This is a genomic window from Burkholderia sp. HI2500 (assembly GCF_002223055.1).
Classification (GTDB): Bacteria; Pseudomonadota; Gammaproteobacteria; order Burkholderiales; family Burkholderiaceae; genus Burkholderia.
In genome coordinates this window covers 134567-148601 of record NZ_NKFL01000002.1, presented here as the reverse complement: position 1 = coordinate 148601, position 14035 = coordinate 134567, and the positions used below count along the sequence as shown (strand labels likewise).

The window sequence follows — 14035 nt, the reverse complement described above, 5'->3', positions numbered from 1 at the left end:
CAGGAGCATCCGATGAGCAACGTCCCGGCCGAGCTGAAATACACCGACGAACACGAATGGATCCGCACCGAGGCGGACGGCACGCTGACGGTCGGCATCACCGATCACGCGCAGAGCACGCTCGGCGACATCGTCTTCCTCGAACTGCCGCAAGTCGGCAAGTCGGTGACGGCGGGCGACGCCGTCGGCGTCGTCGAATCGGTGAAGGCCGCATCCGACATCTACTCGCCGGTATCCGGCGAGGTCGTCGCGATCAACGAAGATGCCGCCAATTCGCCGGAAGAAGTGAACAGCGACGCGTACGGCGTGTGGCTGTTCAAGATCAAGCTCGCGGCCGGCGCGTCGACCGACAAGCTGATCGACGCTGACGCGTACAGCAAGCTGATCGACTAATTTCCCTGAATCGCGCGGGACGGGTCAGCCACCCTGCCCCGCGCGGAACCCGGGCCGGCGTCAACGCGCCGCCCCGGGTCGACCGCAAAGCATGGGGCCCGGGCGAACGCTGCATCGCTCGCCCGGGCCGACCAAGGAACGCCATGAAGCTCGAACACCCGGACCGCCTGATGAACCGCACGCCACTCTCGCTCGCCGCGCTCGAAACGCACGACGCGTTCGCCGAACGCCACATCGGCCCCGACGCCGCCAGCCAGCAGGCCATGCTCGACACGCTCGGCTTCCCGACGCGCGCCGCCCTGATCGACGCCGTGATCCCGGCCTCGATCCGCCGCGCCGAAACGCTGCCGCTCGGCCCGTTCGCGCAGCCGAAGAGCGAAGCCGAAGCCCTCGCCGCGCTGCGGGTTCTCGCGGACAAGAACCAGGTGTTCCGCTCGTATATCGGTCAGGGTTACCACGACACGCACACGCCGGCCGTCATCCTGCGCAACGTGCTCGAAAACCCGGCGTGGTACACGGCCTACACGCCGTACCAGCCCGAAATTTCCCAGGGTCGCCTCGAGGCGCTCCTGAACTTCCAGCAGATGGTCGCCGACCTCACGGGCCTCGCGATCTCGAACGCGTCGCTGCTCGACGAAGCCACCGCCGCCGCCGAAGCGATGACGCTGCTGCAGCGCACCGGCAAGCCGACGTCGAACGTGTTCTACGTCGCCGACGACGTGCTGCCGCAAACGCTCGAAGTGATCCGCACGCGTGCGCTGCCGGTCGGCATCGAGGTCAAGACCGGCCCGGCCGCCGACGCCGCGCAAGCGAATGCGTTCGGCGTACTGCTGCAATACCCGGGCGTGAACGGCGACGTGCGCGACTACCGCGCACTCACCGAAGCGATCCACGCGGCCGGCGGCCACGTGGTCGTCGCGGCCGACCTGCTCGCGCTGACCGTGCTCACGCCGCCGGGCGACTGGGGTGCGGACGTCGCGATCGGCAACACGCAGCGCTTCGGCGTGCCGATGGGTTTCGGCGGCCCGCACGCCGCGTATCTCGCGGTGCGTGACGAATTCAAGCGCCAGATGCCGGGCCGCCTCGTCGGCGTGACGGTCGACGCGCAGGGCAAGCCCGCGCTGCGCCTCGCGCTGCAGACGCGCGAACAGCACATCCGCCGCGAGAAGGCGACGTCGAACGTGTGTACCGCGCAGGCGCTGCTCGCGATCATGGCCAGCATGTACGCGGTCTACCACGGCCCGCACGGCCTGAAGACGATCGCGCTGCGCGTGAACCGCATCGCGGCGCTGCTCGCCGCCGGCGTGAAGCAGCTCGGCTTCGCGACCGTCAACGACACGTTCTTCGACACGCTGACGATCGACACCGGCGCGCGCACCGCACAGGTCCACGAATTCGCGAAGGCGAAGCGCATCAACCTGCGCCGCGTGAGCGACACGCAAGTCGGCGTATCGGTCGACGAAACGACGACGCGCGACGACCTCGCCGATCTCCTCGCCGTGTTCGCGCAAGCCGCGGGCGGCACCGCACCGGCCGTCGACGCGCTGGACGCGGGCGCAGCCGGCGTCCCCGCACTGCCGGCCGGCCTCGAGCGCACGAGCGCGTACCTGACGCACCACGTGTTCAACCGCCACCATTCCGAAACCGAAATGCTGCGCTACCTGCGCAGCCTGTCGGACAAGGATCTCGCGCTCGACCGCTCGATGATCCCGCTCGGCTCGTGCACGATGAAGCTGAACGCGACGTCGGAAATGCTGCCCGTCACGTGGCCCGAGTTCGGCCGGATCCACCCGTTCGCGCCGGCCGACCAGACCGTCGGCTACCGCGAGATGATCGACCAGCTCGAGCAGATGCTCGTGGCGGCCACCGGCTACGCGGCCGTGTCGCTGCAGCCGAACGCGGGCTCGCAGGGCGAGTACGCGGGCCTGCTGATCATTCACGCCTACCACGCATCGCGCGGCGAAGCCCATCGCGACGTGTGCCTGATCCCGGCGTCCGCCCACGGCACGAACCCGGCATCCGCGCACATGGCCGGCATGAAGGTCGTGGTCGTTGCATGCGATGCACAGGGCAACGTCGACATCGCCGATCTGAAGGCGAAGGCCGACGCGCACGCGAAGGACCTCGCTGCAATCATGATCACGTACCCGTCGACGCACGGCGTGTTCGAGCAGAACGTCCGCGAGATCTGCGAGATCGTCCATGCTCACGGCGGCCAGGTGTACGTCGACGGCGCGAACATGAACGCGATGGTCGGCCTGACCGCGCCGGGCCAGTTCGGCGGCGACGTGTCGCACCTGAACCTGCACAAGACCTTCTGCATCCCGCACGGCGGTGGCGGCCCGGGCGTCGGTCCGGTCGCGGTCGGCGCGCACCTCGCGAAGTTCCTGCCGAACCAGCGTTCGACCGGCTACACGCGTGAGGAAGACGGCATCGGCGCAGTATCGGCCGCGCCGTACGGCTCGGCGTCGATCCTGCCGATCTCGTGGATGTACATCGCGATGATGGGCGCGAAGAACCTGACCGCCGCGACGGAAACCGCGATCCTCAACGCGAACTACATCGCGAAGCGCCTCGCGCCGCACTACCCCGTGCTGTATTCGGGCCCGGGCGGGCTGGTCGCGCACGAGTGCATTCTCGACCTGCGTCCGATCAAGGAATCGAGCGGCATCACCGTCGACGACGTCGCGAAGCGCCTGATGGACTACGGCTTCCACGCGCCGACGATGAGCTTCCCGGTGCCGGGCACGCTGATGGTCGAGCCGACCGAATCGGAATCGCAGGAAGAACTCGACCGCTTCATCGCCGCGATGATCGCGATCCGCGACGAAATCCGCGCCGTCGAGGAAGGCCGCGCCGACCGCGAGGACAATCCGCTGCGTCACGCACCGCACACCGCGGCCGTCGTCACCGCGAACGAATGGCCGCACGCGTACTCGCGCGAGCAGGCTGCGTACCCGGTGGCGTCGCTGGGCACGAACAAGTACTGGCCGCCGGTCGGCCGCGCGGACAACGTCTACGGCGACCGCAACCTGTTCTGCTCGTGCGTGCCGATGTCGGAATACGCATAACGCGCGCCAGGCCAGGAGCCGCCCGATGGTGACCGCACCGCACGCAACCCGGAGTTGCGTGCGGTTTTTTTGTTCGCCGCTCGAACCGGTTCACGTTCGTCCGCCAATCCGGCTAACATCACACGCGATCCAGCCAATGAAGGAGTTCCGCATGGTGCGTCCGATGTTTCCGGGCCATGGTGCAATGCAAGGGCGGCCGCGCGCGCGCCGCGTCGTGCCGATGCTCGTCGCGTCGCTGTCGTTTGCCGCCGCCGGTCTCGGCGCGTCCGGCAGCGCGCGCGCGGCGATGAATTTCTGCGCGGCGCCGGCACTGCAGGCGAGCGAGACGACACAGGCCGAGCCGGGCATCCAGGCGCTGATCCGCAGCGTCGACGCGCGCATCGGCGAGCAGCCGAAGGCGATGGCGCGCGTGCACACCGAGGGCACGCTGCCGCACGAAGGCATCTACGACCAGAGTGCCGCCGCGCTGAAGGATCTCGACCTGATGCGCGATGCCGCGCTCGCGTGGCGCGTGACGAACGCGCCGCGCTACCTGCAGCTCGTCGACCGCTTCCTGTCCGCGTGGGTCGCGACCTACCAGCCGAGCTTCAACCCGATCGACGAGACGCGCTTCGACAGCCTGATCGTCGCGTACGACATGACCGCGAGCGCGCTGCCGGTGAAGACCCGCAACGCGACGGCCGCGTTCATCGCGAAGCTCGGCGCCGGCTACGTCGCGCAGATCGACGCGCAGAAGCGTCCGCTCACGGGCACCTGGCGCAACAACTGGCAGAGCCACCGGATCAAGCTGATCGCGCTGTCCGCGTTCACGCTCGGCGACCGCAAGATGATGAACGCCGCGCAGCGGCTGTTCGTCGAGCATCTCGCCGACAACATCGGCCCGGACGGCAAGACCTGGGACTTCGAGGAACGCGATGCGCTGCATTACGCGGTCTACGACCTGCAGCCGCTGGTGACGGCCGCGCTCGCCGCGCGCCGCTTCAACCGCAACTGGCTGCGCGAGCGGGGCGCGAACGGCGCGACGCTCGCGGCCGCGCTCGACTGGCTCGTGCCGTACGCGCTCGGCGAAAAAACGCACGAGGAATTCGTGAATTCGCCGGTGCCGTTCGATGCGAAGCGCCGCGAGGCCGGCCTGCCGGGCTACACGGGGCAGTGGGACCCGAAAAACGCTACCGAACTCTTTCATCTGGCCGCGCGGCTCGACGGGCGCTACGCCCGCGTCGCGCAGCAGCTTTCCCCAACGCCGCCCGCATGGCTCGCCGCGTGCCTGCCATTGCAGGCGCGCTAGCATTATTCTTAAAGCAAGGCAGAAATCACTATGGCAGTCAGCGTCTTTGACCTTTTCAAGATCGGCATCGGTCCGTCCAGTTCGCATACGGTCGGGCCGATGCGCGCGGCGCTGATGTTCGTCCAGGGACTCGAGCGTGACGGGCAACTCGCGGCGACGGCCCACGTGAAGGTCGAGCTGTACGGCTCACTCGGCGCAACCGGCAAGGGCCACGGCACCGATCGCGGCGTGATGCTCGGCCTGCTCGGCGATGCGCCCGACACCGTCGATCCCGACACGATCGACGCGCGGCTGGAAGACATCCGACAATCGAAGCAGCTCGCGCTGCTGGGCACGCATCCGGTGCCGTTCGTGCTGAAGGAGAACATCGCGTTCTACCGTCAGGCGCTGCCCGAGCACCCGAACGGGATGAAGCTGCGCGCGTCCGACGCGAGCGGCAACGTGCTGGTCGAGCGCACCTACCTGTCGGTCGGCGGCGGCTTCGTCGTGACGGCCGGCGCACCGAACACGAAGGTGCTGAGCGCGGCCGAGCAGATGACCCACCCGTTCCGCACCGGCGCCGAGCTGCTCGCGCTGACCGAGTCGACCGGCAAGTCGATCGCGCAGCTGATGTGGGAAAACGAGCGCGCATGGCACACCGAGGAAGAGACGCGCGACGGCCTGCTGAAGATCTGGGCCGTGATGCAGTCGTGCGTGTCGCGCGGCTGCGGGATCGGCAACCCGGAAGCCGACGGCAACCTGCCCGGCCCGTTCCAGGTCAAGCGCCGCGCGCCGCAGCTGTACCGCACGCTGACGGGCAGCCCCGAGCGCGCGCTGCAGGATCCGCTGTCGATGATTGACTGGATCAACCTGTACGCGATCGCGGTCAATGAGGAAAACGCGGCCGGCGGCCGCGTCGTCACCGCGCCGACCAACGGCGCGGCCGGCATCATCCCGGCCGTGCTGCACTACTACACGCGCTTCACGCCCGGTGCGAACGAACAAGGCGTGATCGACTTCCTGCTGACGGCCGCCGCGATCGGCATTCTTTACAAGCTGAATGCGTCGATCTCCGGCGCGGAAGTCGGTTGCCAGGGCGAAGTGGGCGTGGCGTGCTCGATGGCGGCCGGCGCGCTCGCGGCCGTACTCGGCGGCACGCCGCAGCAGGTCGAGAACGCGGCCGAGATCGGGATGGAACACAACCTCGGCCTCACCTGCGACCCGGTCGGCGGGATGGTGCAGATCCCGTGCATCGAGCGCAACGCGATGGCGTCGGTGAAGGCGGTCAACGCGGCGCGCATGGCGCTGCGCGGCGACGGCTCGCACTACGTGTCGCTCGACTCCGTGATCAAGACGATGCGCGAGACGGGCGCCGACATGAAGACGAAGTACAAGGAAACGTCGCGCGGCGGGCTGGCGGTGAATATCGTCGAGTGCTGAGCGCGGCGCGTCACGGCCACTGCCGGCGCGCATGCAGCACACGGAGAATCTCCACGATGCCGTCGGCTGGCCGAATGCGATACACCAGTACATAGTTCGGCGCGATCACCAGTTCGCGCGTGTCCGGCACGCGCCCCAGTCGATACAGCTCCGCGCGCGCCGGCAGCGACGCGGCCTTTGCCTCCAGCAGTTCGTCCAGTTCCAGCGCGGCCAGTGGATTGTCCTGACCGATATAGTCGAGGATCGCAACGCGATCCTCGTACGCCTTCGGATGCCAGTGCAGTGCGAGGGTCAAGAAGCATCACCCTGCTTGCCGGCAATCCTCCGACGCAGCGCATCGCGACGTGCCTCGAACCCGGCCCTGACTTCTGCGTCGGGAATCGAGGGGCGCGGGTCGTCCAGCACCTGCTGCACCTGCTCGCGAAACCAGCGATCGTGAGCGGCCGCTTCGTGGGCCACTTTCAGCGCCTCGGCACGATCGGGCCGGGTCGTCCGGCCGGGCGCCTCCGGATCGAAGCCGGCCGCATCGACATCGAACCGGCTGATGCCGATGTCGCGCAAAAAGCCCACCAGCGTTTCAAAGCGACGGAACACGCGCACATCGCCGCGTTTGGCCGACAGGAAGCGTTCGTTCGCACCACAGCGGGCCGACAGCGCCCAGCCGTTGCCGCAGCCGACCACTCGCGCCGCACGTACGGCGCCCGCTTCGACGAGCTGGGTGAGCGTCTTCTGGTCGATCGTCTCGGTTGTCATGCCGTTCCTTGATTTCGTCAGTCGTTTCGACGGAAATTTTACTATTGAATGAGTTCCCATTTTATTGTTAATTGGGCGACATATTCGCGGAGGGTGAAACGGAAATTTGGCTGGATCCTTGTTGCCCCCAACTTTCCATCATCGGGCTATCGCCCACAAGCCGGCCTTTTGGCCATCGCGCACCACCGGCGATCCAGCATGCCTTCCCTTCTCCACGGCCGCCCGATCTATTCCCCCTTGTTCCGACACTTTTCAGCAGCCGGCGTACCGGCGCCCCGCCAACGGGCGTAAGCTGTACGTCCCGCTACCCAGGGAGACGGCAGCCCATGTCGCATTCCAAGGATCTCGAGCAGCCCGCCACCACCGGCGCGCGACTGCTCGTCGATGCGTTGCTCGCCAATCACGTCGAACGCGTGTTCTGCGTGCCGGGCGAGAGTTTCCTCGCCGTACTCGATGCGCTGGCGGACGACACCGCGCGCATTCAGACGGTCGTCTGCCGCCACGAGGCGGCCGCCGCGAACATGGCCGAGGCCGTCGGCAAGCTCACCGGCCGCCCCGGCATCGCGTTCGTCACACGCGGCCCCGGCGCGACCCATGCGTCGATCGGCGTGCACACCGCGTTCCAGGATTCGACGCCGATGATCCTCTTCGTCGGCCAGTGCGCACGCGAGCACCTCGACCGCGAAGCCTTCCAGGAAATCGACTACCGGCGGATGTTCGGCCAGATGGCGAAATGGGTCGCGCAGATCGACGACCCGCGTCGTATCCCCGAATACCTGAGCCATGCGTTCCACGTCGCGACGTCCGGGCGCCCCGGCCCGGTCGTGCTCGCGCTGCCGGAAGACGTGCTGTCCGAAGCGTGCGCGCCGCAGCCGGTCGTGCCGGCCGCGAAACGCGTCGCGGCCGCGCCGTCGGCCGCGCAGCTCGACGAGCTGCGCGAGCGGCTCGCGCGCGCCGAGCGGCCGTTCGCGATCGTCGGCGGCAGCGGCTGGACACCCGACGCATGCGCGAACCTGCGCACCTTCGTCGAGCGCTGGCAGCTGCCGGTGGCCTGCGCGTTCCGCTACCAGGACACGATCGACAACGCGCACCCGAACTACGCGGGCGACGTCGGGCTCGGGATCAACCCCGCGCTCGCGAAGCGCATCCGCGACGCCGACCTGCTGCTCGTGATCGGGCCGCGCCTCGGCGAAGCGACGACCGGCGGCTACACGCTGCTCGACATCCCGAAGACGCGCCAGACGCTGATTCACGTGCATCAAGGTGCGGACGAGCTTGGCCGCGTGTATGCGGCTGATCTGCCGATCGTGTCGGGCATGCCCGAAATCGCCGCGCCGCTCGCCGCGCTCGAGCCGCCCGAGCACCCGGCGTGGGCCGGCACCGCTGCCGATGCGCATCGTGCGTATCGCGAATGGCATGCGCCGCTGCCGATGCCCGGCGACGTCCAGCTCGGCGACGTGATGGTGCAGCTGCGCGAGCGCCTGCCGCATGACGCGATCCTCACCAACGGCGCCGGCAACTATGCGATCTGGCTGCATCGCCACTTCGCGTACCGGCACTTCCGCTCGCAGCTCGCGCCGACCAGCGGCGCGATGGGCTACGGCGTGCCGGCCGCGCTTGCCGCGAAGTCGCTGTACCCGTCGCGCGCCGTCGTCGCGCTCGCGGGCGACGGCTGCTTCATGATGGCCGGCAATGAGCTCGCGACCGCGATGCAGTACGGGCTGAACATCGTCGTGATCGTCGTCAACAACGGGCATTTCGGCACGATCCGCATGCATCAGGAGCGTAACTACCCGGGGCGCGTGCATGGCACGGGGCTCACGAATCCCGATTTCGCCGCGTATGCGCGTGCGTTCGGCGCACATGGCGAGACCGTCGAGCGCACCGCCGATTTCGCGCCCGCGCTCGGGCGCGCACTGACCTGCGGGCTGCCCGCGCTGATCGAGATCCGAATCCCGCAGGACGCCAGCACGCCGGCCGCGACACTCGAACAGATCCGCGAACAGGGCCGCCGCGCACGCGGTGGGTGACGGGGACATGCACGCCGCGCCGCACGCCGTCGCGCTGTCGCACGACGCCGCACTCACGTACCCCGGCACGCTGCTCGCGCCGGACGGCACGCTCGTCGCGCCTTACGATCTGGAGCACGGCGGTGCGCGTGCCGTCGGCCACGTGCCTGCCGCGCCCCGACGCGGCCTGCTGCACGCCGCGCACCGGCCGTTCCGGCTCGACTACGACCGTGCACGGCACGTACACGTGATCAACGGGATGGGTGTCACGCTCGGCGATTCGGTGATCGGGCTCACGGCACTCGCCGCGTTGCGCGCCGCGCACCCGGGCCTGCACTTCACGCTGTATCGACCGGCCTGCGCGCCGGGTTATGTCGAGGCGCTGTATGCGCTCGCGGCCGACAGCGTCGCGCCGTCGCGCGCACTGCCGTACCCCGCCGGCGCGCTGCCGGCGGACGCGCCGTGCATCGACGTCGGCAATCACCTGTACTGGCCCGCGTTCGCGCGGCTGCCGATGATCGATTTCTTCCTCGACGCGCTCGGCGTGGAGCCCGCGTCGGTGCCGGCGTCGGCCAAGCGCAACCGCTGGCTCGCGCAGTTGCCGCTGCCTGCGTTGCCTGCGCAATGGCAACGCCCGTACGTGCTGTTCTGCGCGACCGCGAGCACCGCGTTGCGCAGCGTGCCGCCGGCACTGCAGGCGACGATCGTCGAGCAGCTCGTGCAGCGCTACGGGTTGCCGGTAGCCGGGTTCTGGCCCGTCGCGCATCCCGCCTATGTCGACGTGAGCGCCGATGCGGCCGGCGGTACGGCCCGGTTCATGGCATGGATCAAGGGTGCCAGCGTGCTGTTCGCGCCCGACACGGCAGCGCTCCATCTCGCCGACGGTTTCGACGTGCCGACGCTCGCGTGCTTCACGACGATCGGGCCGACGCTGCGCGTGCGCGACTATCCGCATTGCGTGCCGATCGCGCTCGACGTGCCCGCTGAATTGCGCGGGATGCATCGCAGCGAACGGCCGGCCGATCTCGCGGCGGTCGAGGCCGCCTATCGCGCGATCGACTGGGATGCGCTGGCGTGGCCCGCGCCGCGCGAAACGGCGGCTACGGCCGAATAGGGACACAAGGTGCGGCGGCCAGTTGCGAGGCCGAAAGCGTCGCCGCCTGAGCATGAGCCTGAGCCGGTGCCTGAACCTGAGCAGGTGCCGAAGGCGGCGTCTAAACCAAAACCACTTCGACTACCGCCCCGCGCTCACCCCGCCGCCACCATCACCGCGCGCTCGCGCAGCGTCTCCGACGGCCGCTTGCCGAACAGCCGCCGGTAATCCGTCGCGAACTGGCTGAGATGCCAGAAGCCCCACGCCTCCGCCACGTCCTGCACCGAGCCGGCCGCGCGGCCGCACAGGTCACGCCGCGCGCCGTTCAGCCGCAACGTGCGCAGATAGGTCGCGGGCGCCATGCCGAGCACGTCCTGGAAGCAGTACTGCAGCGTGCGCCGGCTCACGTGCAACTGCTCGCACAGCTCGGGCACGCCGACCGGGCGCGTGCGGTGCGCGAGCACGTAGTCGCGCGCCTGTTCGACGATCCAGCGGCGCATCGACGGCGCACGGCCCGAATCGTCGTCGGCCGGCTGCGCGCACGCGTCGAACAGCGCGGCCAGCACCTCGCCCTGCAGGTCGTCGCGCTGCGCATCGGCCAGCGGGCCGGCCATCGCCATCGCGCCGTCGAGCCGGCGGCCGAGCAGCGCGCACAGGCGCGCGAGCCGCGCATCGCCAACCTGCATCACGCGCTGCGTGAACAGCCGCTCGTCGAGCGCACAGTGCTCGACCTCTTCCGCGTAGCGGCGCAGCACGTCGCCGCGCACGACGACACCGTAGATCGAGAACTGCGCGGGCGTCACCAGTTCGAATTCGACGTTGCCGGGCCGGAACGCGAGCGCACCCGGCCCGATGCGGCACGCATCGACGCGCGCGGTGCCGTCGCTCACGAGCGGAATGCCGAACCAGTACGCATCGCCGCGCACCTCACACGCCTGGCGCAGCAGGTGGCTCGTCGATTCGCGAAACAGCTTCATCGTGTCGAGCGGCAGCTCGGTCAATGTGCCGACGAATCGGCCGGCCGCGAGCTGGTCGTAGGTCTGCCGCCAGCCGATCAGGTTGCGCGCCTGCTCGTCGGCATCATGCGCGACGCTGACGACCGCCTGCCCGGCCAGCGCGTCGTCGCCCTGCGCGTTGCGCCGCGTGTCTTCGGCCGTCGGTTCTTCGCTGCACGCCACGTATTGGTCCATCGTGTCCTCCCTCACCTGCCCGGAACCGCACCTGCCACGCAAGTCCCGTGCCGAACAGCGCGCGCCCCGCGCAAAGTCCGTCATTCGACGCTGCGCGGCACGGACGCGCCATGCGGGCATGCCCGAACGCCTTGTCGCACGCACCCCGTCGGTGCGGCACGCGCCGCGCCGGCGCATCCGCATCCGGTACGCGCCGCGCGCCCGGCAATGCGCGACGGCCGGCTAGCCACCGTTCGCGGGCCGCAACCGCACGACGCGCGTGCCGCAATTGCCGTACGCCTGCGCGACCGCCAACTCGACGATCGCGCTGCCGGCCGGCCACGGCGCCGCGTCCGCCTCGGACAGATCCGTCCGCAGCGTCGCGCGCCCGTTGATCCGGTAACGGATACCGCGCACGAAGTCGACGAACAGCAACCCGACGCCGCTGCCGTTACACCGCGCCGCGTCAATCCGGCCACCGTCGCTCTCGCCGTACACCGGCAACACGAAGCGCAGCGTCTTCGTATCGATCACGCGCACGACCGGCAGCAGGTCGCCGTTCGCGTCGCGCCGGCTCTGCACGATGTCGCAGCTCACGCCCGCCTGCCCGCCGCACGCCGTGCCGACGAACAGGAATGGCTGCGTCTCGATGAACTGACGCACGCCCATGCTCAGCCGCGTCGTCACGACGTCGCTCATCCGCTCGGCCTCGTCGGCGACGCCGAAGCGGTGATGCGCGTCGAGTTCACCGGCGTGGAACACGGGATGGCGCGGATAGGATCGGGGCGGTTCTGACATGGAGTTTTACGTCCGGTGCGCCGGCTCGACTTGCCGCCGCGAGCAAACGACCATCGGTATCGTTTCCGGCGAAGACCGCGACAATCCGCGGCCGGAACCAGATTGCAAATGCGAATGGGCGGAAACGGTCAATCTCCGGATCGCCGGTCGGCCGCGCGGCACGCATCCGCGCACCGGTCGTCGGCCAGGCAGCCACCGCCGCCCGGCGCGACACGCGTTCAACGACCCTCCGGTATCCGAAGCTTTACCGCTCGAGACGGCGCCCCGACCGGCCGACGCATACCGCGCCGCCGGCCGGCCAGGACGCCCACACTCGGATCAGAAGAACCCGAGCGCCTCGGCCTGGTAGCTCACCAGCAGGCACTTCGTCTGCTGGTAATTCGACAGCGCCATCTTGTGCGTCTCGCGGCCGATCCCCGACTGCTTGTAGCCCCCGAACGCCGCATGCGCGGGATACAGGTGGTAGCAGTTGGTCCACACGCGGCCGGCTTCGACCTCGCGGCCCATCCGGTACGCGCGCGTGCCGTTGCGCGTCCACACGCCCGCGCCGAGCCCGTAGAACGTGTCGTTCGCGAGTTCGATCGCGTCCTGCTCGTCCTTGAACGTCATCACCGACGCGACCGGCCCGAAGATCTCTTCCTGGAACACGCGCATCTTGTTGTTGCCGAGCAGCATCGTCGGCTTCACGTAATAGCCCGTGCCGAGCTCCGCCGCCGGCGCCGTGCGCTCGCCGCCGGTCAGGCATTGCGCGCCTTCGCCGCGACCGATGTCGATGTACGACAGGATCTTGTCGAGCTGCTGCTGCGAAGCCTGCGCGCCGATCATCGTCTGCAGGTCGAGCGGATGGCCGGCCTTGATGCGCTCGACCCGCGCGACCGCCTTCTCGATGAACTTCTCGTAGATCGATTCCTGGATCAGGATCCGCGACGGGCACGTGCACACTTCGCCCTGGTTCAGCGCGAACATCGCGAGCCCTTCGAGCGCCTTGTCGAGGAACGCGTCGTCCTGGTCGAGCACGTCGGCGAAGAAGATGTTCGGGCTCTTGCCGCCCAGTTCGACCGTCGACGGGATCAGGCTGTCGGCCGCCGCGCGCAGGATGTGCTTGCCGACCGGCGTCGAGCCGGTGAACGCGATCTTCGCGATGCGCTTGCTGGTCGCGAGCGCTTCGCCCGCTTCCTTGCCGAAGCCGTTCACGATGTTGATCGTGCCGGCCGGGAACAGGTCGCCGATCAGCTCCATCAGCACCAGCACCGACGCGGGCGTCTGCTCAGCCGGCTTCATCACCACGCAGCAGCCGGCCGCGAGCGCCGGCGCGAGCTTCCATGCGGCCATCAGCAGCGGGAAGTTCCACGGGATGATCTGGCCGACGACGCCGAGCGGCTCGTGGAAGTGGTACGCGACGGTGTTGTCGTCGATTTCGGAGATGCCGCCTTCCTGCGCGCGGATGCAGCCCGCGAAATAGCGGAAGTGGTCGATGGCGAGCGGCAGGTCGGCCGCCATCGTCTCGCGCAGCGGCTTGCCGTTGTCGATCGTCTCGGCCACGGCCAGCAGCTTCAGGTTCTTTTCCATCCGGTCGGCGGCGGCGAGCAGCAGGTTCGCGCGCTCGGCGACCGACGTCTTGCCCCACTTGCGGCGTGCGGCGTGCGCGGCGTCGAGCGCGAGCTCGATGTCGTCGGCGCCCGAGCGCGGGATGCGACAGAACGGCTGGCCGTTGATCGGCGATACGTTCTCGAAGTACTCACCTTTCACCGGCGGAACCCACTTGCCGCCGATGTAGTTGTCGTATTGCTGACGGTACGGGTATTCGACGTCGAGGCCCAGTTGCTTCAGGTCAAACGGGTTCATACATGTCTCCTGTTCATCGTGCTTGTGTGAGTACAGCGCCGGTTGGAATTGCGCTGCACTCGCTTACGCAACATGCGTGCCAAACAGGACCGAAGCACGGCAACCGCGGCCGGCCCGCGTGCGCACCGTGCCGTGTTCACCGACGCAGCATGGCGGGTGTGCCGATTCTGAACAGCATGGTTGCGCAGCGCGCCGGG

The 14035-nt window shown here is 68.8% G+C and carries 11 protein-coding genes; 6 read left to right on the top strand and 5 right to left on the bottom strand.

Annotated features, from left to right (window positions below; genetic code table 11):
* The first annotated feature begins 12 nt into the window (after window positions 1-12).
* From gcvH to CFB45_RS00735, 4 genes are all read left to right on the top strand, one after another.
* Window positions 13-393 carry a glycine cleavage system protein GcvH gene (gene gcvH / locus CFB45_RS00750; RefSeq protein WP_089424187.1) on the top strand — a complete coding sequence of 127 codons (381 nt, stop codon included), beginning with the start codon at window positions 13-15 and terminating at the stop codon, window positions 391-393.
* A 143-nt stretch (window positions 394-536) separates the two neighbouring features.
* A complete protein-coding gene (gene gcvP / locus CFB45_RS00745; protein ID WP_089424186.1) occupies window positions 537-3464 on the top strand; it encodes an aminomethyl-transferring glycine dehydrogenase in 2928 nt (975 codons plus the stop codon).
* Between the two features lie 151 nt (window positions 3465-3615).
* A complete protein-coding gene (locus CFB45_RS00740; protein ID WP_089424293.1) occupies window positions 3616-4752 on the top strand; it encodes an alginate lyase family protein in 1137 nt (378 codons plus the stop codon).
* A 30-nt stretch (window positions 4753-4782) separates the two neighbouring features.
* Window positions 4783-6171, top strand: coding sequence for an L-serine ammonia-lyase (locus tag CFB45_RS00735; protein ID WP_089424185.1), 1389 nt, complete (start codon window positions 4783-4785; stop codon window positions 6169-6171).
* 10 nt (window positions 6172-6181) lie between these two features.
* On the opposite strand, the gene CFB45_RS00730 is transcribed toward CFB45_RS00735, so the two are convergent.
* Window positions 6182-6466, bottom strand: coding sequence for a type II toxin-antitoxin system RelE/ParE family toxin (locus CFB45_RS00730; protein ID WP_089424184.1), 285 nt, complete (start codon window positions 6464-6466; stop codon window positions 6182-6184).
* Window positions 6463-6924 (bottom strand): antitoxin PaaA2 family protein, encoded by a 462-nt coding sequence (locus CFB45_RS00725; RefSeq protein ID WP_089424183.1) that lies wholly within the window; start codon window positions 6922-6924, stop codon window positions 6463-6465. The genes CFB45_RS00730 and CFB45_RS00725 overlap by 4 nt, the downstream gene beginning before the upstream one ends.
* A gap of 326 nt (window positions 6925-7250) precedes the next feature.
* Between CFB45_RS00725 and CFB45_RS00720 the strand changes: the two genes are divergently transcribed.
* Together CFB45_RS00720 and CFB45_RS00715 are read left to right on the top strand one after the other, a co-directional pair.
* Window positions 7251-8954 carry a thiamine pyrophosphate-binding protein gene (locus tag CFB45_RS00720; RefSeq protein WP_089424182.1) on the top strand — a complete coding sequence of 568 codons (1704 nt, stop codon included), beginning with the start codon at window positions 7251-7253 and terminating at the stop codon, window positions 8952-8954.
* Window positions 8955-8961: 7 nt separating this feature from the next.
* Window positions 8962-10047, top strand: a complete 1086-nt coding sequence (locus CFB45_RS00715) for an ADP-heptose--LPS heptosyltransferase (RefSeq protein WP_089424292.1) — start codon at window positions 8962-8964, stop codon at window positions 10045-10047.
* Window positions 10048-10181: 134 nt separating this feature from the next.
* Here CFB45_RS00715 and CFB45_RS00710 read toward each other — a convergent pair whose 3' ends face one another.
* From CFB45_RS00710 to exaC, 3 genes are all read right to left on the bottom strand, one after another.
* The gene (locus CFB45_RS00710; protein WP_089424181.1) at window positions 10182-11216 is read right to left on the bottom strand and encodes a helix-turn-helix domain-containing protein; all 1035 of its coding nucleotides are present in this window, start codon (window positions 11214-11216) and stop codon (window positions 10182-10184) included.
* A gap of 222 nt (window positions 11217-11438) precedes the next feature.
* Window positions 11439-11993, bottom strand: a complete 555-nt coding sequence (locus tag CFB45_RS00705) for a hypothetical protein (protein WP_089424180.1) — start codon at window positions 11991-11993, stop codon at window positions 11439-11441.
* Between the two features lie 318 nt (window positions 11994-12311).
* A complete protein-coding gene (gene exaC / locus CFB45_RS00700; RefSeq protein WP_089424179.1) occupies window positions 12312-13838 on the bottom strand; it encodes an acetaldehyde dehydrogenase ExaC in 1527 nt (508 codons plus the stop codon).
* Window positions 13839-14035: the final 197 nt, after the last annotated feature.